The sequence below is a fragment of the Lysobacter capsici genome, from assembly GCF_014779555.2.
GTDB classification, from domain to species: Bacteria; Pseudomonadota; Gammaproteobacteria; order Xanthomonadales; family Xanthomonadaceae; genus Lysobacter; species Lysobacter capsici.
The window spans coordinates 4,884,131-4,909,005 of sequence record NZ_CP094357.1 but is presented as its reverse complement, the minus strand read 5'-3'; the positions used below and the strand labels follow the sequence as shown (position 1 = coordinate 4,909,005).

Annotated in this window: 17 protein-coding genes and 1 pseudogene; 8 read left to right on the top strand and 10 right to left on the bottom strand. The window is 63.6% G+C overall.

The genetic code is table 11. From position 1 onward, the window contains the following. The first annotated feature begins 18 nt into the window (after positions 1-18). Entirely contained in the window at positions 19-4,164 is a 4,146-nt protein-coding gene (locus IEQ11_RS20140; protein WP_191823527.1) for a glycosyltransferase family 4 protein, read from the top strand. Further along, positions 4,100-5,713, top strand: coding sequence for a class I SAM-dependent methyltransferase (locus IEQ11_RS20135; RefSeq protein ID WP_191823526.1), 1,614 nt, complete (start codon positions 4,100-4,102; stop codon positions 5,711-5,713). Before IEQ11_RS20140 ends, IEQ11_RS20135 begins: the two co-directional genes overlap by 65 nt. Before the next feature lie 320 nt (positions 5,714-6,033). Here the strand turns inward: IEQ11_RS20135 and IEQ11_RS20130 are convergent, their stop codons facing one another. From IEQ11_RS20130 to IEQ11_RS20100, 7 genes are all read right to left on the bottom strand, one after another. Beyond that, the gene (locus IEQ11_RS20130; RefSeq protein WP_191823525.1) at positions 6,034-8,064 is read right to left on the bottom strand and encodes a hypothetical protein; all 2,031 of its coding nucleotides are present in this window, start codon (positions 8,062-8,064) and stop codon (positions 6,034-6,036) included. Next, positions 8,061-9,389: an NAD(P)/FAD-dependent oxidoreductase gene (locus IEQ11_RS20125; protein WP_057922510.1), complete on the bottom strand. Its 1,329-nt coding sequence runs from the start codon at positions 9,387-9,389 to the stop codon at positions 8,061-8,063. The genes IEQ11_RS20130 and IEQ11_RS20125 overlap by 4 nt, the downstream gene beginning before the upstream one ends. A gap of 29 nt (positions 9,390-9,418) precedes the next feature. Next, positions 9,419-9,826, bottom strand: a complete 408-nt coding sequence (locus IEQ11_RS20120; protein ID WP_057922509.1) for a GtrA family protein — start codon at positions 9,824-9,826, stop codon at positions 9,419-9,421. Next, positions 9,819-10,778 (bottom strand): glycosyltransferase family 2 protein, encoded by a 960-nt coding sequence (locus IEQ11_RS20115; protein ID WP_057922508.1) that lies wholly within the window; start codon positions 10,776-10,778, stop codon positions 9,819-9,821. Before IEQ11_RS20115 ends, IEQ11_RS20120 begins: the two co-directional genes overlap by 8 nt. Beyond that, on the bottom strand, positions 10,775-11,464 hold the full coding sequence (locus IEQ11_RS20110) for an NAD-dependent epimerase/dehydratase family protein (protein ID WP_057922507.1): 690 nt from the start codon (positions 11,462-11,464) through the stop codon (positions 10,775-10,777). Before IEQ11_RS20110 ends, IEQ11_RS20115 begins: the two co-directional genes overlap by 4 nt. Before the next feature lie 273 nt (positions 11,465-11,737). After that, positions 11,738-12,679, bottom strand: a complete 942-nt coding sequence (locus IEQ11_RS20105) for an electron transfer flavoprotein subunit alpha/FixB family protein (RefSeq protein WP_191823524.1) — start codon at positions 12,677-12,679, stop codon at positions 11,738-11,740. Next, a complete protein-coding gene (locus IEQ11_RS20100; RefSeq protein ID WP_036104800.1) occupies positions 12,679-13,425 on the bottom strand; it encodes an electron transfer flavoprotein subunit beta/FixA family protein in 747 nt (248 codons plus the stop codon). Before IEQ11_RS20100 ends, IEQ11_RS20105 begins: the two co-directional genes overlap by 1 nt. A gap of 534 nt (positions 13,426-13,959) precedes the next feature. On the opposite strand from IEQ11_RS20100, the gene IEQ11_RS20095 reads away from it, so the two are divergent. Beyond that, complete coding sequence (locus tag IEQ11_RS20095; protein WP_057922504.1) at positions 13,960-15,546, top strand: glycosyl hydrolase family 28-related protein; 1,587 nt, start codon at positions 13,960-13,962, stop codon at positions 15,544-15,546. Positions 15,547-15,702: 156 nt separating this feature from the next. Here the strand turns inward: IEQ11_RS20095 and IEQ11_RS20090 are convergent. Beyond that, positions 15,703-16,130 (bottom strand): annotated as a pseudogene (locus IEQ11_RS20090) (electron transfer flavoprotein subunit beta/FixA family protein); the annotation flags it as partial. 417 nt (positions 16,131-16,547) lie between these two features. Between IEQ11_RS20090 and IEQ11_RS20085 the strand changes: the two are divergent. Next, the gene (locus tag IEQ11_RS20085) at positions 16,548-17,144 is read left to right on the top strand and encodes a hypothetical protein (protein WP_191823440.1); all 597 of its coding nucleotides are present in this window, start codon (positions 16,548-16,550) and stop codon (positions 17,142-17,144) included. A 33-nt stretch (positions 17,145-17,177) separates the two neighbouring features. On the opposite strand, the gene IEQ11_RS20080 is transcribed toward IEQ11_RS20085, so the two are convergent. Beyond that, a complete protein-coding gene (locus IEQ11_RS20080) occupies positions 17,178-18,005 on the bottom strand; it encodes a D-hexose-6-phosphate mutarotase (RefSeq protein ID WP_191823439.1) in 828 nt (275 codons plus the stop codon). 148 nt (positions 18,006-18,153) lie between these two features. Here IEQ11_RS20080 and IEQ11_RS20075 point away from each other — a divergent pair, with 148 nt between their 5' ends. Beyond that, on the top strand, positions 18,154-19,566 hold the full coding sequence (locus IEQ11_RS20075; protein ID WP_191823438.1) for a mannose-1-phosphate guanylyltransferase/mannose-6-phosphate isomerase: 1,413 nt from the start codon (positions 18,154-18,156) through the stop codon (positions 19,564-19,566). Positions 19,567-19,743: 177 nt separating this feature from the next. Here IEQ11_RS20075 and IEQ11_RS20070 read toward each other — a convergent pair whose 3' ends face one another. Beyond that, positions 19,744-20,655, bottom strand: a complete 912-nt coding sequence (locus tag IEQ11_RS20070) for an ATP-grasp domain-containing protein (RefSeq protein WP_036104788.1) — start codon at positions 20,653-20,655, stop codon at positions 19,744-19,746. 117 nt (positions 20,656-20,772) lie between these two features. Between IEQ11_RS20070 and IEQ11_RS20065 the strand changes: the two genes are divergently transcribed. From IEQ11_RS20065 to IEQ11_RS20055, 3 genes are all read left to right on the top strand, one after another. After that, positions 20,773-21,510, top strand: coding sequence for a CoA transferase subunit A (locus tag IEQ11_RS20065; RefSeq protein WP_191823437.1), 738 nt, complete (start codon positions 20,773-20,775; stop codon positions 21,508-21,510). A 182-nt stretch (positions 21,511-21,692) separates the two neighbouring features. Further along, positions 21,693-22,325, top strand: coding sequence for a CoA transferase subunit B (locus tag IEQ11_RS20060; RefSeq protein ID WP_057922500.1), 633 nt, complete (start codon positions 21,693-21,695; stop codon positions 22,323-22,325). 119 nt (positions 22,326-22,444) lie between these two features. Then, on the top strand, positions 22,445-24,847 hold the full coding sequence (locus IEQ11_RS20055; protein WP_191823436.1) for a reprolysin-like metallopeptidase: 2,403 nt from the start codon (positions 22,445-22,447) through the stop codon (positions 24,845-24,847). Positions 24,848-24,875: the final 28 nt, after the last annotated feature.

Genomic DNA, 24,875 nt, shown 5'->3' with positions numbered 1-24,875 from the left:
GATCGGCCGGGCAGTACCATGACAGACAAACGCAAGAAACTACTCGCGATCAACTTCTTTCCTGCGTTCGTGCCTCCCACGAGCGGAGGAGAGCAGCGCTACTACATGCTTTATCGGCATTTGAGCGAGCAGTTCGACGTGACCTTGCTGTCGGCGACTTACTCCAGCGCGAAAGCGGAGCGAGTCGAGCATTCGCCCAGTTTTCGCGAGTTCCGGGTGCCCAAGCCGGTCGAGACCGAACAGATCCACTGGTCGCTGGAAACCGAGGGCATTGGGCCGGAGTGTTCCGCGCTCGCGGTCGCGATGGCCTCGGAATTCGACACCGATTTCGGCGCCCGGTTGGGCGAGTTGGCGGCCGATGCCGATGCGATCATCCACGAATCGCCGTTTACATTGCCGTACGACAAGGGCGCGGGCAGCGACGGAAAATTCCGCATCTATAACGCGTACAACGTGGAGTATCGGCTCGCGCAGCAGATGCTCAAGGGCGCGGTGGGCGTTCAGGCCTCGGCGTTTATCCGCGATCTGGAAGCGCGGCTGATCGCCTGTTCGTCGGCGATATTCGCCACCAGCGAGGAGGAACGGCGCGAATTCGCCCGTGTGTTCGGCTTCCCCTTACAGCGTATTTTCCTCGCGCCGAATGGTTTCGATCCGCCTGAACCGATGGACGCCACGGCGGACTCGCAACGCGACGGGGGGGTGTTGTTCCTCGGCAGCGCGCATCCGCCGAACGTGGAGGCGCTGCAATACATCGTCGGGCAGTTGGCTCCGGCATTGCCATCGGTGACATTCAACGTCATCGGCAGCGTCTGCAAGGCGTATCAGGGCACGGTGCCTTCCAATGTGAAATTGCTGGGCTTCGTTTCCGAGGCCGAGAAGAGCGCGTTGCTCCGGCAATGCGGCGCCGCGATCAATCCCCTGACCAGCGGCGCGGGCACCAATCTCAAGATGCTCGATTACATGGCGCATGCCGCGCCGATCGTGTGTACCGCGGTGGGCGCGCGGGGACTGGATCTGGTCGATGGCGAACAGGCCCGCATCTGCGAGCTCGAGCAGTTCGCGGCAGGCCTGACGTCGGTGTTGCAAGACGGCGCCGCGAGCGCGCGCATGGGGCACGCGGGTGCTGCCTTGGCCGAATCGAAGTACGCCTGGGCCAGCATCGCCGCGGCGACCGCCACAGCGATCGACGAGGTGCTGGACCTTTCCTCGTCCGCCGCATCCCGCAAGCGGGTGCTTATGCTCTGCGACTACGAAGTCCACGTCGCACAGGGCGGTGGGCAGGTTCGGATCAAGGAGTTGCTAACCGAACTGGGTAAGGAATTCGACGTCACCTTCCTGTGCCTGAGCGATGCCGACATCGAAATCAGGCGCATGCTCGCGCCTGGAGTCGTGCAGCGGGCGATTCCTAAATCCGAATCGCATCGGCGCGAGGACGTGGAGTCGCTGCGCAATCAGTCCGTGTCGGTGGCGGATCTGGTCTCGGCCAAGCACTGTCTGGACAATCCGCAGCTGGTCGCCGCATTGCGCGAGGAGATCGGGTCGGTCTCGGTAGTGATCTTCGAACAGTGTTTCCTGACTCCTCTGCTGGCGTTCGTGCCCGATGGCCTAAGCGTCGTTTACTCGTCGCAGAACGTCGAAACCTCGTTGAAGCAGGCGCTGCTCGCCGCACGCAACGATGGGCCGCAATGGATCGAGGCGGTCGAAGCGCTTGAGTCGCGACTGCTCGAGCGCGCGGATCTTTTGCTTTGCGTTTCCGAAGAGGATCGCGATCTGTTCTGCGCGACGCGTAAGGTCGACAATGCGCTGGTCATCGAGAACGGGGTGCGGATTCCCTCGATCCACCGGCAGTCGTTGGCGCCCAAGCAGTCCTCCACAGACGAGGTTTCGCGTCGCCCGATCGCGGTATTCGTCGGTAGCGGGCATCCGCCCAATGTCGGAGCGGTGCAATACATCATCGACGAGTTGGCCGGCAAGTTGCCGCAGGTGACGTTCGCGATAGTCGGCTCGGTTTGCCAATCGGTCATGGGCAATTCGCTGCCCGACAATGTCGTGTTGTTGGGGTTTCTCGGCCGCGAGGAAAAGGAAGCTCTGTTCGCCGTCGCCGACCTGGCCGTGAATCCGCTGTTCGAAGGCGGCGGTTCAAGTCTCAAGGTGCCCGATTTCCTCGTGGCCGGCCTGCCCATGTTGAGCTCGGCCGTGGGCGCACGCGGGTTTCCCGGGCTGCGCGCAGGCGAGCACTATGTGGAGGCGCAGCCATCGCAGATGGCCGAACTAATTCCGCAGATGCTCGACGATGCCGCGCTGAGGTCGCGGCTTTCCAGCGCCGCCATGGACTACGTTTCGACCCACCTGGACTGGCGCGTCCTCGGCGGCAAGTTCAGACGTAGCCTGCGCGCGCTGATGCCGCGTTCGCGGCCGTGCAAGGCGCTGGTGCTGACTTACCGATTCGGCGAGCCCGCGCGTGGCGGCGCCGAAGTGTTTCTGCTGAACGTATTGCGCGAGCTGGAACGGTTGGATGGCATCGAATTCGATGTCGTCGCTCCGGCGGTGGGCGCTATTCGCGACACATTGCACTTTTCCGCGGACTACGATCCGCCTTCGGCCAACGATCGGGTGCCGGCGATGAGGGGCGCGGTGCACCTGTTCCCGCTCGATCCGCCCGCCAAGGATCGCTTCGAGAGTGCCCGCACATTGCAATCGACATGGATGCGCGAGTCGCTTCAGCTGGGCCGGGAGCTGGCCGAAGATCTCGGCGATGGCTTACTCGGCGGCTGGAACTTCGCCGAGCGCCACAACGGCGGCGTTATTCGGTGGGCAGCACAGACAGCGCAGATTCGCCTGCCTCCGGATACTCAATCGTTGACCGTCTCCGGTCTGGCGCTGGAGCCGGTCCAGGTCTCGATTCGCCTCGACGGCAAGGAATTGGGCGTCAAGCGGCTTCACCGCAAGTTTTCGTTTACCCAGCACCTCAATACCGAGGGTCGCCTGCTCGAGTTGCAAACCTCGGCGCGTTATCAAGGCGACGACGACGTTCGCGAACTGGCTTATATCGTCGATGCCTGCACGGCCACCGGCGCTTATGGCGAGGTGGAGATTTCGCTGGTCGAGGGGATGGAGCAACGCGCGCGTCAGATTCCGGTCGAGCGCTGGGTGAAGGAACTGGTTGCCGTGACCCGCGAACGACCCCGAGACCAGGATCAGCTTTTTTTCGGCACGCGTGGTCCACATAGCTCCGAACTCGAGGCTTGGCTGGAGCGCGCCTGCGTCGGCTATGACGTCATCCTCGCGCAGGGCGTGCCGTTCTCGACCTCGGTCCTGGGCGCGCAGGTGGCCGCGCGCAACGGCATTCCCGCCGTCGTGCTGCCACATTTCCACATGGAAGATCGTTACTACCACTGGCGGCAGTTCTACGATGTGTTCAGTACGGTCGAGGCGGTTATTGCGGCTCCCGCCGCGAGCAAGTCGGTGTTTTTCGACCTGATCGGCGCCAATGCGCAGGTCGCGCCAGGCGGTGGCTTCGATGCCAGCGACTTCTCTGCCGAATCGCTCGCTCGCGGTCGCGAAGCGTTCCGCCGGATCCATGCCGGCGAAAATCCGTTTGTGCTGGTGCTGGGCCGCAAGACCGGCGCGAAGAACTACAGAATGATCGTGCAGGCTTGCGAACAATTGCGTGCCGCGGGGCATCGCTTGGACGTGGTGTTGATCGGGCCGGATGACGACGGCATAGCGCTGGAGGGGTCTGGTGTGCATTACTACGGCGCGCAGCCGCGTGAGGTGGTGATCGGAGCGTTGGCCAGCTCGCTGTGTCTGGCCAACATGAGCGAAAGCGAGAGCTTTGGGATCGTGCTGCTGGAATCGTGGATGGCCATGCGGCCGGTGGTGGCACGCAGCTCAACGCTGGCATTCACCGAATTGGTGCAGGACGGTCACAACGGCTTCCTCGCCGACAACGTCGGCGATCTGGCTGGCGCGATCAAGCGATACCTTGACGATTCAGAACTTGCCGATCGGCATGGCTCGGCGGGCATCGAAACCGCGCGTGGTTACAGTTGGCGAGCGTTGGCCAAACATCTGCGGCAGATCATTCTGGGGGTGGTTCGTGACGGAAATCGAAGCGCTGCATGCGAAAGTGGTTCAACAGCTCCGGAACAAGGCGATACATGACCCTGATTTCGAGGCGCTGAGTTGGATCGACGGCAACCTGCGACCGATCCGCACCGTTCTGGATATCGGCGCCAACGGCGGGCAGACCATCGCGTCGATCAGATCGACTCTGGGTGAGAGAGTCGAGATCCACTCGTTCGAGGCCAATCCGCAACTTTGGCCGGGACTGGAGAGCATCGCCAGGGAGTCCGGTGGTGCGGTGCATATCCATCGGGCGGGGCTTGGGGATGAGGCGATCGAGTTGACCTTGCACGTGCCTTCGGTGGATGGCGAGGTGTTCCTCGAGGAGTCCACGTTCGATCTGGACCAGTTCGACAAGCCCTGGGTGCGCGAGAAGTATCTCGAGCGGGGCCATGCCCCGGAATTTTCGCAAGTCCGCGTGCCAGTCAAGCGTGGCGACGATTGTGCCCTGCGTCCCGATCTGATTAAGGTGGATGTCGAGGGTTTCGAAGCCTCCGCCATTCGGGGACTGCTGACCACCATCGAAGCATGCAAGCCCATTTTGCTGGTCGAAAACAGCGATTGGCACAATGTGACCGCGCTGCTTGCCGAATTGGGCTATCAACCGTACCGCTGGGATGCCGGTGTCATGGCCCCGTTCCACGGCGCGACGACCAATACTTTTTATCTACCCGCAGGAGTCGTGCCCGTGACGGCGCAAGACCAGTCGACCCAGGAAACACAGCCCGAAGCCGCTACCGGCGGTTATTGCGAATCCGCGGACGTCAACGAGCATCGGGTGGATGTCGAGCGGATGTGGCAGTTGCTCAACTCGCTGGGACTGAAGGTGCCGGCCAATGCGGTGACGCTGGACGTCGGCGGCGGTGCGGGTGGTCATAGCGCTTTCATAGCCAACGATGTCGGCCGTATCTATTGCACGGACTATTTCGACCAGAATGCGCGTTTCGGCGGCGAGCTGGTGAAGCTGTTGCAGGAAAAACTTGTTCGTCACGGTCATGGTTTTCCGATCGAGCGTTTGGAGTTTCATGCGGTCGACGCAATGAACACGATTTATCGCGACGATCTGTTCGACGCGATTTTCTCGTTCAACGCGTTCGAGCACATTCCTGATCCGGGCGCGGCATTGAAGGAAATCGTGCGCGTGCTCAAGCCGGGTGGGCTTGCCTACATCACCTTCGATCCGATCTGGACCTGCGACTTCGGCAGTCACTTCCAGCACAGGGTTCCCAGGCCTTGGCAACACCTGATCAGCGACGACACCGAGTTCGTGGAGATGATGAAGCAAGCCGGCGGCTCGGACGACGAGGGATCGGAGTACGTGCATGCCATGAACCGGCGCCGGCTCTCGTACTATCGCGATCTGTTCGAGTCGATGCGCGGTGAAGTCGAATTCCTGCACGAGGGCGAGTGGAGCGGCTGCGTGGTGCCTGGAAGTGAATCGCATGAAAACTTCCAGCAATGCCTGTCACTGGGTTTCAGTCGCGAGGAGTTGCTGCTGCGGGGAATGGTGAAGGTATTTAGGAAGAAGGCCGTAACCAAACCTGCTATCGCACAGGGCGAGCGTCGGCGCTGGCGCTTGTTCGGCTGATTCGCCGCATCAAGGACGCGGTCGGGCGCCGCGAACGCCGGTCCGGATGGGCCAACCACCCGTTCGATGCGTTAACGGTAGCGGCGATGAGAGGATTTCGCCGCTACCGCAGCGATATGTCCGATGCCGTGTCGGGATGATCGACCTGGCCCGATTTCAACGTTGCGATGGGGAAGTCGAAGTCGGTGTGCGTTGCGGCGCGATCCCAGGGCGATATCCTCTCGAAAAATCGGGTGCCTGGCCTGCGGCCATGCGATGCATGGCATAACGCTTGTTCGCCGCGCTATGGAGCGCGGCGATGTCCACGATCGATCGCTATATCAGTGCTCCGCCGCCGGTCGGCGACTGATCTCGATCCACTCCACGCCTATGCCGAGCAGGCGGTTGTCGGAACTGAGCCCCAAGGCGGAGGGGGAGCCGGCACCGGTGATTTCAAAGTCCAACGCAAGCATGTTTCCCGCGCGAACTGCGTCGGCGCATGAATAGTCGAACTTCAACCGCTTCGGGCCAGGGCTGTCTGCGGTGAAATCGTAGCTGCCGACCTGGCGGCCCTGGACCTTGACCGCAACCACGACGCGCGGATTTTCAGGGATTGCGAATCCGCGCGCGTTGAGTTTCGCCTGAAGCACATCCGAGCCGCAGTTCGCGAGGTCGATTTCGATTCTCGGATGGGTCGAGTTCGACCAGGTGCCCCAGGGTTCCGGAATATTCCAACCGGCGGCCAATGCGTTGGCGCCATTCGCATCCGCGCCGAAGCCGATGCGCCCGACCGCGAATCTCAGCTGCAGGTGCCGCAAGTCACTGTCATCGAGACGCACGTACATGCCATGGCTCTTGTCCTGCGGTGGGTTGTCGGCCAGCCTGTCAGCAACCAGGGTCGCGAGCAGGTCTTCGTCGAAAGCGCAGCGATGCCGCGAAACCACCTTGATCGAGGTCGCGCCGAGTAATTGCGGCGGAACGTACAACTTGCGGCAATCAGGGCCGGCTATCGCGGCGACCGGCACATCGGTTTCGCCGTGGCCGGAGTTGCGTTCGTAGAAAATTTCGGGCGGCGGATCGTACAAGCCCGGGAATTTGGATTGCAGTACTCGGGAAAAAATGGTCGGCTCGGTATAGCGCTCATGCCGGGTTGGCCAATACCAGCCCAAGTTCCACACGACCAGGAGCGAGGCGACGCCGACCAGCGTGAGCGAGACGAGCCAGCGGGTTGGCTTCCGGCTCGCCTCGCCCAACAGCCAAACGAGTGGTGCGTAGAAAACGGGCACGTACCAAAGCGCGTAGCGCGACAGATCGATCGAGCCGGAATTGAGGTTGGTGGTGGAAGCCTGGGCGAACAGATTAGTGACCACGTATATCGCCGCGATGGCGGTATAGGCCAGCTTCAATTTCGGCCGGGAGCGCGCCGCCAGCACCAATCCTGCGACGAGGATGAAGGTTCCGAACCACCAATTGGTGAAAAGCCCGATGTCGGGATCGATCAGTACCGCCAGCAATTGGTCGGCGTTGCCGCCCACCACTGCGCCCCCCGCTTTTAACTGCGGGGTTATCACGTCGTGGCGATACAGGTAGTAGAGGGGGTGCAGCGCGGTGGCCAGCAGGGCGAGGCCGGCGACGACCATTTCGCGCAGGGCAGCCGAGCGGCCGGACATGTGATTCGCGAGCAGGCCAAACGCGATGAGCGCCCACGCGGTCGCGGCCAAGCTGATGTTCTGGGTGGAAGCTAGGGCGATGGGCAACGCAGCATAGAAGAACTTGCCGCGGCTTATCAGGATGAAGGTTTGCAGCACAAGGGCGATCGTGAAGAATTCGGTATGGACCTTCGTCGCGAACCAGAGAATGGGCGACGCCACGAATAGCAATGCCGCCGCCACGACGCCACGCACGCCGCGCAGCCGGCCCGCCAGCGCCAGCGTTATGCCGAACAAGATGGCATGCAGCGCCAGGAACGCCGTATGCGGGCCGAGCTTCAGCCCGACCAGTTTGAACGGAGCCGCCACGATCGCCGCGAGCGCCGGATAAAACCAGAAATGGTTGAAATCGGCAGTGTGGGCGTCCGCCAGCGACGGGAAGGTGGCCCGTAGCGTGGCGGTGTCGACCATCTGGGGGATCGACCCGTCGATCGCGATCGACGAATAGTCCCGCCAAGCGCCCTCGGTCATGAACGGGCGCCCGTGCTCCAGTATCGCCAGGTAAAGCGCGTAGTACTCGCTGCCGTCGCCGAATCTCCAGACCGGTTGCATCAACAGCACGGACAGCATGATCGCGGCGGCGGCAGCGCCGACGAGAGGCCATGCGAAGCCGGCCCATCCGTTGCGAGCCGGTGCCTCGTTGTCTATCGGGGAAGCTGTCATTCTTTGCGCGTCGCGACCGATTCGCCCAGGAGCGTGCGCGCGAGCTGACGACCTTCGCGGACGGCATAGTTCGTACCCCGATCCTCCGGATATACCTGAGCCATCGTGGTGATGAACACGTTACTCAGCGGAGTCGCATTTCCGGGCACGAACTTGGAATAATGCTTCTCGGCGATCGGCTGCGCATAGTCCGCGCGCCAGACATAGTGGTGATCGATCCATTCGCGCTTGAAGTCCGGGAACATGCGCTGGATGTGGGGAATGGAGAACTCCAGCAGTTCGTCCGCGCTCATCGAGTACATGGCGTCGGATGGCGGCAGATATTTCGACAGATAGACGATGTGGTGCCCGCCATAGGATGAGGGCGGTTCGAAGTTGGTGTGCTCAATCACGCCCACGAACGGGAAGCCTGGGTCGTTGACGTTCAACCAGTAGGTTTCCGACAGGCTGCGGTTCAGCGCCAGCACGAGACAGACGTTCGACAGATAGCGGACGCGACGCAGGGACGCGATGTAGGTGGCGGGAGCGAGCGGTTCGAGCAGGTCGGCGGTGATCGGCAGCGGGGTGGTGACCACGATGTTGTCGGCCTTGATCGTGCCCTCGGCGGTTTCCACGCCCGCGGCGCGTCCGTCGGCGTCCGCGACGATGCGCAGGGCCGGGGTGTTGACCCGCACTTCACCGCCGAGCTTGTTGATTTCCTGTTCAAGACGCTCGGCGAGCGCGGCGAAACCGCCCCGGTAGTAAGCCAGGACCTCGTCGCCCGAGCTGCTGCGGCTGCCGCCTCGCAGAACGAGCTTTTTCCAGAACCACACAGCTGACACGTCATCGGCGACGGCGCCGAACTTGCCGGTCAGCAGCGGATCCCAGACTACGTCGTAGGCGCGCTGGCCACACAGGTCGATCAACCATTCCTTGGCGCTGAGGTGTTCCAGCTTCGACCAGTCCTTCACCGAACGGGCGCGCAATACCGCGATGCCGAGGCGAATGCGATCGAGGAATGGCAACGCCTTGAAGCGCAGCAGGTCGAGCGGCGTGCTCAAACGGAAAAACTGGTCGGCGTAATACATGCCGGTGCGGGTGGGGCGCAGCAGGACGTTTCCGTTCTCGCCGAGCTCTTCGATCAGTTCGAGAATGTGCCGGTCGTTGTTGAACCAGTGATGGTAGAACTTTTCCAGTACGTGCCCGCCGATGTCGAAGCCGCCCGCGAGGCCGCCGACGGCGCTGTCGCGTTCCAGAACCACGACTCGCTTGCCGTTGCGGGCCAGCTCGTATGCCGCGGCAAGTCCGGCGAATCCGCCGCCAACGATGGCTGTATCAAACTGCATGTGAATACCTAGCTGAAGTGGTTGTTCTTTTATCGTTGCCGGAACGTGATTGCGCGGTTCAGCGAGAACTGGACGACCAGCACCACGCCCAACGTGGCGATCTTGGCGAGCAGCGGGTTCAGTCCGATGCGGTCGACCAGCAGCCACAGCACGATGGTCGAGATCAGATATCCGACGCCGGCGGCGGCGCAGAACATGGCCAGACGTCGCAACGTGTTGTCATAGGTCTGGAAGGTGAAATGACGGTTCAACGCGAAACTCAACAACGTGCCGGCCACGTACCCGCATGCATTGGCTGCTTGGTAGTTGATTTCGAACGCCAGCAGAACCGTATAGGTGGCGAGGTCCAACAGGACTCCGGACCCGCCGCAGATCGCGTAAAGAAGCAATTTCCGTGCATCTTCATGTGCAAGGATCTTGCCGAGCCGGTCAATCATGCTCGCCGACCTCCAGATTAACCGCTGAGTGTATCACCGCCTGCGGAGTGCCATTTACGTGCAGCAGAACCCGGCCGACGTACTCGCCGATGATGCCCAGGGCCAATAACTGAATGCCCCCGAGAATCAGCACCGAGACGATCAGCGAAGACCAGCCCACGGGCATCGCGTTGAGAGTAAAGCGCTGGACGATCAAGGCAACAGCCGAGAGGAAGCCGAAGCCGGAGAAAAAGATGCCCAGGAGCGATGCGATGCGCAAAGGTTCGATGGAGAAACTCGTGGCCATTTTCAGCCAGAGCGATATCGATTTGCCGAGACTATAGCCGGATTGTCCGTCGAGTCTTTCGTGATGATCGAGCTCGATCATCGTCACCCGGTTCGTGCTGGCGAGTATTAGCCCGTCCAGATACACGTGCGGACCGACGAAGCGGACCATCTGGTCGCGAACGCCGCGAACTACCCCCTTGAACGGCGAGAGGTAGAGCTCTTTCGGCTTTCGCAGCAGGCGATCGGCGATCATGCTGTTGAAGCGGCTGCCCAGGCGCTTCCACATCGCGTGGCGCTTGGACTTGAACTTGGCGTAGCACACGTCGTTCCCGGCCTTGAGCGACGCGACAATCTTCGGAATATCGGCCGGATCGTGCTGGAGATCATCGTCCATCATGATCACGTACTGGCCTCGCGCGTAGCGCAAGCCGGTCAGCAGGGAATTGTGTTGTCCGGCGTTCTTGCGCAGGTTGATGCCCTTCAGCCACGGGCGGTCGCGAGAAAGCTCCTCGATGCGCGCCCAGGTGTCGTCTGGGCTGCAGTCGTTCACCAGGATCACCTGATAGCGTTCGCTGCCGGCGTCCGGATACATGCCGTCCAGCGCTTCCTGCAGCTTTTGCACCAGCATCGGCAATATGTTGGCGCTTCGGTACGCGGGGATGACCACGCTTGTCTCGATGCTCATCGCCGGACTCCGTAATATTTTCTGAGCACCCTTTCAGGGTAATCGTCGCAAAGGTCGATGCCGAGTTCGTTTGCGAACTGCACAGCCAAGGTGGCGTCCGGGATGCTTCCACCACCGCGGTCCACCAGGTCGTAGTTGCCTTTCTCGCCGAGCATCCGCTCCATCGTTTCCACTAGCTCCATCATCGTGAGTGCGCCGGGCGCGGCAAGATCGATTACCTGGCCGCTGAAGCCGCGGTCGATCATCGCCGTCGCGATGCTGGCGATGTCGTCGACGTCGATCAGTGAACGAAGCGCTTTCGTCCAAAGCGAGAAACGTTCCGCGTTGGCGATGCGCGATGCGATGAAATTGGTCAGCGTATGTGGGTTGGGCGTATGGCCGACTACCTGGGGCAGGCGAAACACCAGGGCGTCGCGGTAAGCGAGCACCAGCGATTCCATTTCTAATTTGTGCACCGCGTACGGCGTCGCTCGCCGATCCGCGTCGGTCAGACTGCAGGTGCTGAAGTAAACGAATTTGCCCTCGGTCGCGCGAAGCGTTTCAAGCAGCAGCTGGCGCTCGCGCAGGAACGCTTGCTCCGATGTCTCCGAGGAATTCGATACGCCGGAGGCGAAAATAACGACCGTCCGGTCGTGTTCATAGCGCGCCTTGAATGCTTCGGCGATTAAACCATTGCCCACTATCATTTTGGATCCATCGTCGGCGAGCTTGCCGGCTGCAAGTTCGCCGGGTTTTTAAGTCGATTGGGTGTTTTATTGCGCGTAAATATAGAGGCGGACGTAAACGGGCAAGGAGTCAAATCACCTTGCCGCGTCGCACGCTATCCCCATTTTGTCGCAATTAGTATGGATAAGTTTCACATTTTTAGTGGCAATTGCCACTAAAAATCCCCGCCGGCCCGAGACTGCCGACGGGGATTTGCGTTGGGGGCGAGGCCTTGCAGTGCCGTGCCCGGCGGATTAGCCCAGCGCGGCTTCCAACTCCGGCAACAACTTGAACAAATCCCCCACCAACCCGATATCGGCGATCTCGAAGATCGGCGCCTCGCCGTCCTTGTTGATCGCGACGATGGTGCCGGCGTCCTTGATGCCGGTCAGGTGCTGGATCGCGCCGCTGATGCCGACGGCGACGTACAGCTCCGGGGCGATGATCTTGCCGGTCTGGCCGACCTGCAACTCGTTCGGGACGTAGCCGGCGTCGACCGCGGCGCGCGAGGCGCCCACGGCGGCGCCGAGCTTGTCGGCGAAGTCGTAGATGATCTTGAAGTTCTCGGCCGAGCCCACGCCGCGGCCGCCGGAGACGACGCGCTTGGCGCTTTGCAGGTCGGGACGGTCGGACTTGCCGGCGGCCAGGCCTACGAAACGCGTGTGGGTCGGCAGCACGGCGTCGACCGATGCGGCTTCGACGGTGGCGCTGCCGCCCTTGGCCGCTTCCGGCCACGAGGCCGCGCGCACGGTGGCGACGACGGTGTGGTCGCTCGGCGCTTCGACGGTGACGATGGCGTTGCCGGCGTAGATCGGACGCTTGAAGGTGTGGCTGCCTTCGACCGCCATCACGTCGGAGACCTGGGCCACGCCGAGCAGGGCCGCGACGCAGGGCATCAGGTCCTTGCCGAAGGTGGTCGAGGGGCCGAACACGTGGCTGTAGCCCTGGGCCAGCGCGGCGATCTGCGGCGCGAGCACCTGCGCGATCGGCTGGGCGTTGGCGGCGTTGGCCACGGTCAGCACCTTGGCGACACCGGCGATCTGCGCGGCATCGGCGGCGACGGCGGCCGGGTCGGCGGCCAGCACCACGATGTCGATCGATTCGGGCTTGAGCGCCTGCGCGGCGGACACGCACTTGGCGGTGGCGGCGTTGAGCTTGCCATCGAGATGTTCGGCGACGATCAGAATCTTGCTCATCACAGCAACCCCTTCTGCTTCAGTGCGGCGACCAGTTCGGCCGCATCCTTGACCATCACGCCCTTGCTGCGCTTGGGCGGCGGTGCGTAATGGGTGGTCTTGAGCGTGTCGCCGGTGTCCACGCCGAGGTCGGCGAACTGGATCGTCTCCAGCGGCTTGCTCTTGGCCTTCATGATGTCGGGCAGCTTGATGAAGCGCGGCTCGTTGAGGCGCAGGTCGGTGGTCACCACGGCCGGCAGGTCGACTTCCAGCGTTTCCAGGCCGGCGTCGACTTCGCGCGTCACCGTGGCCTTGCCATCGGCTACTTCGAGCTTGGAGGCGAAGGTCGCCTGCGGGCGGCCCCACAGGGTGGCGAGCATCTGGCCGGTCTGGCTGGCGTCGTCGTCGATCGCCTGCTTGCCCAGGATCACCAGGTCGGGCTGTTCCTTTTCGATCAGCTTGAGCAGCGCGCGCGCGGCGGTCAGCGACTGGATCGGCTGGTCGCAGACGATATGCACGGCGCGGTTGGCGCCCATGGCCAGGCCGTTGCGCAGGTGCGGCTGGGCGTCGGCGGGGGCGATCGTGGCGACCACGACCTCGGTGGCGATGCCCTTGTCGCGCAGGCGCAGGGCCTCTTCCAGGGCGATTTCGTCGAACGGATTGGCCGACAGCTTGACGCCGTCGGTGACCACGCCGGAGCCATCCGGCTTGACCTGAATGCGGACGTTGTAGTCCACCACGCGCTTGTAGCCGACGAGGATCTTCATCGTGCGGGGATTCCTTGTGGGGGTGTCCGGCCGGGAGCGGCCAAGAGCCGCCAATTCTAACGGAGACGGCCGGGCGGGGGCAGCGTGGGGCGGTTTTGGCCGCCCGGGCGTTTTAAACGCCGGGCTTGCGTGGCGAGGTGGGGGGGGGCTCGTGGAGGCGTGCACCTCCGCGTCGGAGCGAGGGGAGACGCGGGTTAGGGCCGCGCGCGCGCGTTGCGCTGAAGTCGCCCTGCGGCGAATCAGCATCGGGACTTCGGCCCGGCGCGCCTATCGGGGCAGCGGCGTTGCAGGCTTGGAACGTTGCCGCCTGGCCGGGAGTGAGATGTAGCGGCCTCCGGTCGTTGTCGGTCCGGGCCGTGATGGGCGTGAACTGGCTCAGGCGATCGGCAACTTTCTTGCGGTCAGCTCGGGCGGCGGGTATCGCCGTGTCGGCGCCGCCCCGTCAAGCGCCTTGCCACGTCGCAGCCTGTGCGTTTGCCGTGCCTTAGCTTTGCGGGAACGCCTTCGTCGTAACTCAAAAGCTGGAGCAAACGCATGACCACACTCTCGGCCGGCCCAGACACTTCCGCCTTCAACAACAGCCTCAATGCAGCCGACATCGATGCCAGAGTGGCTGCTCTGGAATCAACGATAGCCGGCTTCGCATCGCTCGCCGGCTCGGCTGCAGTTGGATTCCTCCCAGGCACGGGCCTGACCGTCCGGACCGTGCAGGCCAAGCTGCGCGAGCGTGTAAGCATCGCCGACTTCGGCGCGGTCGGCGATGGCACGACGGATGACACGGCCGCGGTTGCCTCGGCGGTGGCGTTCGCGCTAGACAACAATATCCGTCATCTGTTTGTTCCCGCGGGCGTGTACCGCCTGACCGCGCCCATCACGATCAGCGGCAGCCTTTGGCTGGACGGGGACGGCGTGGAGCCCAATGAGGGATTCAGTCCCGGTCCTGGTCCTAACCCGCGTGGCGGTGGCTCCTGGTTTTTCCTTGATCATCCCGGCAAGGGCTTCATCCTTCAGCGCGTGTCGCTCGGTAACAGCGCCAGCGGCATTTCGGTGTCGTGGCTTGGGACATTCCGCACACATACCGTCGGCGGCCCGGGAATGCCGTTCACTCCGACGGTGTACGACTATGACTTCACAGTGGACGACGCGGATGCGTTGTTCGACAACGTCACGCTGTTGAACGCCTACAACGGTATTCAAGTGCTCAACGGAAACGCGGGCCGTCTGACCACGGTGAACCTGCGCGGTCAACCGTTGAACATCGGTATCCTGATCGATCAGGCCTACGACGTGGTGCGGATCAGCGACACGCACTTTTGGCCATTCTGGTCGCAGTCCGAGGAGGTAGCGAAATACCAGATCAATAACTCGCGAGCGATCGTGTCCGCGCGCAACGACAATCCGCTGATCGTCAATTTGTTCTGTATCTTCTACAAGATCGGCCTGCATATCGTAGGCAATAGCTTCGGCACCACCAATAAATTGAAGTTGGTCAATGCAGACTTTGATCGCGGCCAATACGGCATCTATGTCGAGCCGTCGGCGACCGGTCACACCGGGATGTATACGAATGTGACCGCCCAGGGCGAAGTGGGCTCACTCGCCACTTTCACCGCCAATAACTCCGGCGTTGCGGTCAATGCGAACAATTGCGTGATGAATTTCGCCGGGCTCGATTTGGCCGAGCATCGCGGCGCGAGTCTCGACGCGAACGCGGCCAACGTCGAGCTGAACATCAGTCAGCTTCAGGCCGGGAACTGGAACGGTTCGGGTCTTGGGTTCGGTTGCGTCCAGGCTGCTGCTGGGGCGGTTATCGAAATCAGCGATCGTCCAAAGTTCTTCGGCGGTGGTGGCGCCGCGGTGTTTTCCGGAGCCGGCGAGATCACGGTACCAATGCGCACGGGTATATCCATTGCAAACACGAATGGAGCCGGCGACGTCATCGTCATGCACAATTGTCCGATCACGCCGCGTAAGATTTTTGTGACGCCATCCGTCAGCGTGGGTCTGATCTATACGGTTCGCGCGCGCGAAGCCACGAGCTTCACGGTCCGTTTTTTCGACTCAGCCGGCGCTCCGTGGCTATCGAAAGAGGTGAAGTTCGATTGGAAGGCGGAGTATTGAACTCCGCCCCATTCCAGCTCAACGCCCCGAAGCCGGCTCGACCGTCAGAATCTGCGCGCCGCTCCAGGCCGAGCCCGGCTCCCGCCGCACCGGGCTGAGCACGTTGTCAGCCTCCACGCAGACGAAATGGCGGTGGTCGCCAGGGTCGAGGTCGGCCAGGCTCGCGGCGAGTTCGGCACCGGGATTCCATAGCGTCGCCAGCATCTGGCCGGTCTGGCTGGCGTCGTCGTCGATCGCCTGCTTGCCCAGGATCACGAGGTCGGGCCGTTCCTTTTTGATCAGCTTGAGCAGCGCGGCGGTCAGCGACTGGATCGGCTGGTCGCAGACGATATGCACGGCGCGGTTGGCGCCCAGGGCCAGACCGTTGCGCAGGTGCGGCTGGGCGTCGGCGGGGGCGATCGTGGCGACCACGACCTCGGTGGCGATGCCCTTGTCGCGCAGGCGAGGGCCTCTTCCAGGGCGATTTCGTCGAACGGATTGGCCGACAGCTTGACGCCGTCGGTGACCAGGCCGGAGCCATCCGGCTTGACCTGAATGCGGACGTTGTAGTCCACCACGCGCTTGCAACCGACGAAGATCTTCATCGTGCGGGGGATTTCTTGCGGGCGGTGTCCGGCCGGGAGCGGCCAAGAGCCGCCAATTCTAACGGAGACGGCCGGCGGGCGCAGGTTGCCGGGTCGGCGGGTTGGGCAGGGCGCGGGATACCTCGCCGCGTCCGGCGAGGGTTGGCCGCAATGGCCCGCTCAGCGCGTGTTGTGGGCGGGAGGGGCGTGGATGGGGTGATAGGTCGGCCGTCCCGGGCCGCGCGGATCGTGCGAGGTGGCCGCAAACCGCGACCGCGTTCACGGCTGCGCCGGCGTCTTCAGTCTGGGCGCGGCCGTCCGCGTCGCGGGCGCGGTATGGTGGCGCCGGCGTGGAGTCTGGGTGCCGCGCCGAGCCGAGGCGGACGTAGGGTTCTTCAACCGATTCAGGCCAAGCAAGCTAATGAAGAGGCTGCGCTCATGAAATATCTCAAGGCATTGTTGGCCACGTTCGCGTTCGTGATCGTGCTGTTGGGGGTGTACGCCCTGCATGTGCGCTACGGCAAGGTCAACGTGGTGCTGTACAGCGCGATCCTGGACGCCGGCATCGCCGCGGTCGTGGTCGGCATCGGCGTGTTCGTGCTCAAGGCGTTCGGCGACTTCAACCGCTTCGAGAAGGTGCAGTTGATCTGCCTGTGGATGCTGGGCGGCTACGCGTTCGCGATCTCGGTGCCGACGGTGATCGACCGTTCGCTGTCGTTCTACATCCTGGAAAAGATTCAGCAACGCGGCGGCGGCATCCACGCCGATCATCTGCACGACGTGCTGGCCAAGGAGTACATGATCGAGCATCGCCTGGTCGACGTGCGCCTCACCGAGCAACTGCAGTCGGGCACGATCGTGATCGACGAACGCTGCGTGCGCCTGACCGGGCGCGGCCACAATCTGGCCCGTTTCAGCCGGTTTTTCCGCGGCAATCTGTTGCCTAAGCAGCGTCTGCTGATGGGCGAATATTCCGACGATCTGACCGATCCGTTCCGCAACAGCGTCAGCGAAGTGAATTACCGTTGCGGTTGAGGCCGGCACGCGCGACGCGGCTGGCGCGGCTCGTCAGCGCAGCGTCTCTTCGACGATCAAGTGTTGCGCGCCGGTCCATTCGCCGCCCGGTTCCAGCCGGACCGGTTCGATAATCCGCGCGGCTTCCACGCAGATGAAATGGCGGTGCTCGCCCGCGCCCAGGTCGGCCAGACCGGCGGCCAGTTCGGCGCCGGGATTCCACACCACGGTGTCGGCGAAACCCTCGCTTTCCACGCGCAGCATCTGTTCCCCGTCGGTCACCCGCAGCACCCGGCGCGTACCGGGGTAAATGCGATCGACCTCGCCTTCGAAGCGCACCGGCGCGTCGGTCGGTTCCACCTGCTCGCCGCCGCGCGCGGAATCGAAGTACGGTCGATCCTCCAGCCCATGGACCAAGGTGCCGGCGATATCGGCGACCCGCAGGTAGGTGTGCAGCGCGGCGCTGAATTCGAACGGGGCTTCGTCGAGATTGCGCACGCTCAGGGCGATGCGCAGGCGGTTTTCGCCCGGTTCCAGGGCCAGCTCGGCCTCGAACCGGTGCGGCCAGTGGCGGCGCGTGTGCTCGTCGTCGCGAAGGCGGAAGGCCAGGCGCGCCGCGCCCGTGCCGGGGCCGTCCAGCGGCTCCCAGGCGGCGGTGCGGGCGAAGCCGTGGCGCGGGCCGTCGCCGCGCTCGCCGAACTGCGGAAAGATCACCGGGACGCCGCCGCGGATCGCCTTGCCCTCGCCGAAGCTGGCGCGCGGGCTCAGGTACAGGCGCTCACGGCCTTGGCAGCGCCAGGACAGGGCGTGGGCGCCGAACGGGCTGGCTTCGATCCGGCTGGCGTCGCCGACGTCCAGTTGCAGCGGTGGGGCGAGGGTCATGGCTTCCGTCCTTGGAGGGCGTACGGGGCGCGGGGTGGGCGTATTTTATCGGTCGCGGCGGACAACGCCGGTTAAGTGCCGTGAAGCCGGCCGCACGGAGCTTCGGCTATCCTTGCGTCCCTTTTCCGTTCCGATATCTGGAGCCAGGATGCTTCATCCCGTCGTTCTCAGTGGCGGCAGTGGTTCACGCTTGTGGCCGCTCTCGCGTCAGAATCAGCCCAAGCAGTTCCTTTCGCTGATCGGCGACCACTCGCTGTTCCAGGAAACCATTCTGCGCGCCAGCGCGCTACCCGATACCGGGGCCCCGGTCACGGTCTGCGCCGACGACCACCGTTTCATGGTCGGCGAGCAATTGCAGGCCATCGGCGTGGCCAACGGCGCGATTCTGCTCGAACCGGTCGCCCGCAACACCGCGCCGGCGATCGCGCTGGCGGCGCTGCACCTGGTCGCCAGCGAACCCGACGCGACCATGCTGGTGCTGCCGGCCGACCATCTGATCGAAGACGTCGAGGCCTTCCGCGACGCGGTCGCGCGCGCGGCGGTGCTGGCCGATCAGGACTGGCTGGTGACCTTCGGCATCCATCCGGATTATCCGGAGACCGGTTACGGCTACATCGACCGCGGCGATGCCTTGGGCGAGGGCGGCTTCAAGGTCGGCCGCTTCGTAGAGAAGCCCGATCTGGCCACCGCCGAAGGCTATGTCGCCGCCGGCACCTATGCCTGGAACTCGGGCATGTTCCTGTTCAAGGCCCAGCGCTACCTCGACGAACTGGCGCGCCTGGCGCCGAAGATCCTCGAGGCCGCGCGCGCCGCGTATGCGCAGGCCAGCACCGATCTGGACTTCATCCGCCTGGGCAAGGAGGCGTTCGCCGCCAGCCCGAACGATTCGATCGACTATGCGGTGATGGAGAAAACCGACCGCGCCGCGGTGGTGCCGGTCAGCTGCGGATGGAGCGATATCGGCTCGTGGTCGTCGCTGTGGGCGGTGGCCGAGCGCGACGACGACGACAACCGCCACGAAGGCGACGTGATCTCGGTCGATACCCGCGGCAGTCTGGTGCGCGCGTCCGACCGGCGCATGATCGCGACGATCGGCGTGGAGGATCTGGTGATCATCGACACGCCCGACGCGACCCTGGTCGCGCGCAAGGATCGCGTGCAGGATGTCAAGATGATCGTCGACAAGCTCAAGCAGGCCGGTCGTCAGGAACACCTGTTCCACCGCAAGGTCTATCGGCCGTGGGGCAATTACGATTCGATCGACATGGGCGAGCGTTTCCAGGTCAAGCGCATCGTGGTCAAGCCCGGCGGCGTGCTGAGCCTGCAGAAGCACCACAAGCGCGCCGAGCACTGGATCGTGGTGTCCGGCGTGGCCGAGGTGACCTGTGACGACAAGGTGTTCGATCTGCACGAAAACCAGAGCACCTACATCCCGCTGGGCAGCGTGCATCGGCTGCGCAACAACGGCAGCGAACCGGTCGAGTTGATCGAGGTGCAGTCGGGCAGCTACCTGGGCGAGGACGATATCGTCCGGCTCGAGGATGTGTACGGCCGTTCGTGATTGGCGTGGATTGAGTGGTTCCGCAAAGACCGGCCGATGGCCGGTCTTTGTTTTTGCGGCTGGCGATCTTGCGTGCCGGGCTTCGGTCGCTGCGCGGCGGCTGGATCATCGCTTCGTGGCGTGGCGCTTCAGTCCCTAAGCGGGCCGAGCCGGCATTCGCGCGGCGCCATGCGCGCGTCAATCCGAAGCATCGACCGCCAGCAACTCCACCAACACCTGCGCGAACCGATCCGCGCTGCCCGGCGCATGGTCGAAGAACAGCGAAGGCTCGCACAGCTCCAGTTCCAGCAATTGCGGGTGACCCTCGGCGTCGCGGATCAGGTCCACCCGCGCATACGGCAGCGGCTCTTCCAGATCCAGCCGCGCGGTCATCGCGGTCAGCGCATGCAGCGCGACGGTGCGTTCGTCGTCGCCGGCTTCGCGCGGGTTGATGCGCTCGATCGCGCGCAGGTTCAGCGCATCCTCGCGTTGCAGCATCGCGCCCTTGCGGATGGCATGACTGAACACGCCGTTGAAATGGATCAGCGCGGTTTCGCCGTCGCGATCGACCGAGGCCAGGTACGGTTGCAGCATCGCGCTGCGGCCTTCGTCGAGCAGTCGCGCGATGTGGTTGGCGGCGGCGAATTCCTGCACCCGCGCGTAACGCAAGGTGTCGCGCGAGCCCGCGCTCACCGCCGGCTTGACCACGAACTCCTCGGCCTGCGGATACGCGAGCAGGAACTCCTGCAACGCCGGCATCGCGTCCATGTCCGGTTCGACGAAGACGGTCGGCACCACCGGCACGCCGCGCGCGGCCAGGTCGGCCAGGTAGTGCTTGTCGGTGTTCCAGCGCAGCACCGGCCAGGGGTTGAGCAGGCGGCTGCTCGCGTCGACGCGTTCGCACCAGGCCAGGAATTCGTCGAGGCGCTCGGTGTAGTCCCAGGGCGAGCGCAGCAATACGGCGTCGTATCGCGCCCAGGCCACGCTGGGGTCGTCCCAGGCGCGGATCTCCGCGCGCAGGCCGTGCGCGGTGCAGGCGGCGAGCAGCGGCGACAGGTCGTCATCCTGTCCGGCGGCGGCGATGGCGGTGACCAGGGCGATTGAACTCATGGCGGCAGTCTAGCGTCGGCACACAATCGGGGCATTGTCGCGGTATTGCCCGAAAGTCCGCTACGTCCCGGCCCGGCCGCAGGCTAAACTGCGCGCATCCCGTAAAGGAGTTGTCCCATGGCGCAGGCCATCGCCGCGACGCCCACCGGCGCCGCGAAGAGCAAGCTGTATCCCAATGCGAAAGAAGCGTTGCAAGGCGTGGTGGCGGACGGGCAGACCCTGGCCGTCGGCGGTTTCGGCCTGTGCGGCATTCCCGAGGCCCTGATCGGCGCGCTGCGCGACAGCGGCGTCAAGGGCCTGACCGCGATCTCCAACAATGCCGGCGTCGACGGTTTCGGCCTGGGCCTGCTGCTGGAAACGCGCCAGATCAAGAAAATGATTTCGTCCTACGTCGGCGAGAACAAGGAATTCGAGCGCCAGTTCCTGTCGGGCGAACTCGAACTCGAGTTCAACCCGCAAGGCACCCTGGCCGAGCGTCTGCGCGCCGGCGGCGCCGGCATCCCGGCGTTCTTCACCCGCACCGGTTACGGCACGGTCGTGGCCGACGGCAAGGAGACGCGCGAGTTCGACGGCCATCATTACGTGATGGAGACCGCGCTCAAGGCCGACGTGTCGCTGGTCAAGGCGTGGAAGGCCGACACCGCCGGCAACCTGGTGTTCCGCAAGACCGCGCGCAATTTCAATCCGGCCTGCGCGATGGCCGGCAAGACCTGCGTGGTCGAGGTCGAGGAACTGGTTGAGGTCGGCGCGATCGATCCCGATCACGTGCATCTGCCGGGCATCTATGTTGATCGCATCGTGGTCAATGCCGCGCCGGAGAAGCGCATCGAGCAGCGGACGGTGCGGGCTGGTTGAGTCAGGCGAGGGTAGGGCCGATCGTTTTCGTCTCCTGCTTGTGGCGATCGCCGCCGCGCTGAAGTCGAAACGGTCGTCGCGGCTCTCCCGCCTGGCTCGCTGAAGTCAGAGCCATCGTTGTTGCCGACTCTCTTTCTCGTGGTTGCCTTGGCAGCCACTCTCGAATCAAAGGAACCACTCTCATGGCTTGGACCCGCGACGAAATGGCGCAACGCGCCGCGCAGGAACTCACCGACGGCGCCTATGTAAACCTCGGCATCGGCTTGCCGACCCTGGTGGCCAATTTCATTCCCGACGGCATCGACGTCTGGTTGCAGTCCGAAAACGGCCTGCTCGGCATCGGCCCGTTCCCGACCGAGGACGAAGTCGACGCCGACCTGATCAACGCCGGCAAGCAGACCGTGACCGCGCGTTCGGGCGCCAGCTACTTCGGCAGCCACGACAGCTTCGCGATGATCCGCGGCGGCCATATCGACCTGGCGATCCTCGGCGCCATGCAGGTCACCGACAAGGGCGATCTGGCCAACTGGATGGTGCCCGGCAAGATGGTCAAGGGCATGGGCGGCGCGATGGACCTGGTCGCCGGGGTCAAGCGCGTGGTCGTGCTGATGGAGCACAGTGCCAAGAACGGCGAACACAAGATCCTGCCCGAATGCACCTTGCCGCTGACCGGCCTGGGCGTGGTCAACCGCATCATCACCGAGCTGGCGGTGATGGACGTGACCGAGCAGGGGCTGGTGCTGGTGGAAACCGCGCCGGGCGTAAGCGACGAGGAATTGCGGGAAAAGACCGGCGTGCCGTTCAGTAAATCCTGAACGGCCGGCTGGGCACGGATGGGTCATTCAATGAATGGCCTGTCTACACGAAATGTGAGAATCAGACCAAAGCGTTAGGTCGGAATTGCGTCAGAGGCATTGAAGTCTGACCGTGGCGGATGCACGATGCAGCCGCTTGTTTCCCTGTCGGTCGATTCGTCATGCGCTCCTTGGTTTTATTCAGTGTCCTGGCCGTGGTGCTGGCCGGTTGTTCGTCGTCCGATTCAGGGAATGAAGCAGGTCGGAACGCCTCGGCATCGCAGTCGCGCTCCAGCGCAGCCGCGCCCGGCCTTACGGCCGCGGCGCAAGCATCCGTGCCGCGCGCTCTCGCGATGCGTGCGCCGGCCTTGCCGCATCGCGCCACCGGTGGTGGATTCGCGCTCGCGCCCGATCGCGGCGATCTGGTCGCCTACCCGGCCAAAGCGCAGATCCTGCGCGAAGGCGCCTACACCTGGCATCGCGCCGATCTGAGCGAGGCCCACGCGATAGCCTCGATCGTCGGCGGCCACCTGAGCCTTACCGCGCCTTCGGGCGAGAAGCTCGATTTCCGTTACGAGCGCCATGTCGAACATGCGTCGGGGGATTGGACCTGGCTTGGCCGAGTCGACCGCAGTGGCACCATCCAGCAAGCGATCATCACCTTCGGCGAACACGCCGTGTTCGGCGCCATCGATCAGGACGGCAAGCCGTCGTTGAAGCTGACCATGCGCGACGGCAAGGCTTGGCTGGTGGAGACCGATCCGCTCAAGCTGGCGCTGGTCGAGCAGCGGTTCGGCGCTGACCATCAGGACGATTTTCTGATTCCCAACGCCGCGATCGGCGCGAGCGCCGCTGGGGACTCCAGCCGCCCGGTCGCGGCAGCGGACATCGCCGCGACTAAGGCGGCGACCACGGTCGATGTGCTGGTCGGTTACAGCAATGGTTACGCTGCCGGTCTGGGCGGAACGTCGCAGGCGCTGACACGGATCAACAATCTGGTCGATATCACCAATCAGGCCTATAGCAACAGCCAGATCGACGCGCGTATTCGCCTGGTCCATGCGATGCAGGTGAACTACCCGGACAACAACGACAACGGCGATACGCTGGAAAAGCTCACCGGCACCCGCGACGTACCGGTGGATCCGGCGTTCAACGCCTTGCGCGCGGCACGCGACCAATACGGCGCGGATCTGGTTTCGCTGGTGCGCAAGTACGATCGCACGAGCCAGAACGGTTGCGGCATTGCTTGGTTGATTGGCGGCGGCCAGCAGCCCTACGCCGTTGGATCGGCCGGCAACGGCTACTCGGTGGTCAGCGACGGACGCCAGCAGGACGGCAACACTACTTACTTCTGCCGCGACGAATCCTTCGCTCACGAACTCGGCCACAACATGGGGGCGCAGCACGATCGCGCGACCGCGACCACCGACGGCACCCTCAAGTACGGCGCGTTCGCGTATTCGTTCGGTTACAAGGCCGACGCCACCGGCGGCAATTTTTACGACATCATGGCCTATGGCGATCAAGGTCAGACCGGCTACCGGGTTTTCTCCAATCCGCGCGTCACCCTGTGCGGCGGACGCGCCTGCGGCGTCGAAAATCAGGCCGACAATGCGCGAACACTTACTCAGACCATGCCGGTGGCGGCCACATTCAGGGCAACGGTCGTGCCTCTCAGCGGCAAGGACGATTACAACAGCGACGGTAAATCGGATCTGTTGATGGTCAGGAACAGCGACGGGGTGTTGTGCTACTTCTTCATGAACGGCCCGACCCTGGCGTCCAACCAATGTCCTGGCGGCATCGGCAACGGCTACCGAATCATATCCACGGGCGATTTCAATGGCGACCGCTTGCCCGATGTCATGTGGAGTAACGGTTACGAGCTTAGGCTGTGGACCGGTAACGGAGCTGGCGGTACCGCCACGCAGCAATCGGCGTTCACTTACGATAGCTCGTGGTCCATCGAGAAGTCCGCGGACATGAACTCCGACGGCAAGACCGACTTGCTCGCGACCAAGAACGGCGTGCTGTGCATTTATTTCATGAGCGGGAATTCGCTGGCTTCTGCGAGTTGCCCCGGCGGTGCGGGAGCTGGCTTCCGGATTCTCGCCGCCGCCGATTTCAACGGCGATGGCCGCGTCGACCTGCTGTGGACCAATGGCAATTATCTGAAGCTTTGGTTCGGCAACGGCGCGGGAACGTTCTCGTCGATGCAGGATATCGGCGGTTACGACGGCAGTTGGACCATGTCGACCGCGGCCGACATGAATTCAGACGGCAAGGCCGACATCTTGATGGCGAAAGACGGCGTCGTGTGCCTGTTGTTCATGAACGGCGGAACGCTGAGCTCTTCCAGTTGCCCAGGTGGCGCGGGCTCTGGTTTCCGCATCCTCAAGACGGCGGATTTCAACGGCGACGGCAACAGCGATATTTTGTGGAGCAACGGCTACTTCGCCAAGATCTGGCTGGGTGATGGCGCCGGTGGTTTGAGCCAGAACGATTTTGGCGGCTACGACAGCGCCTGGACCATGAACTGACGGCGCAACCGAAGGTTCGATGAAACCG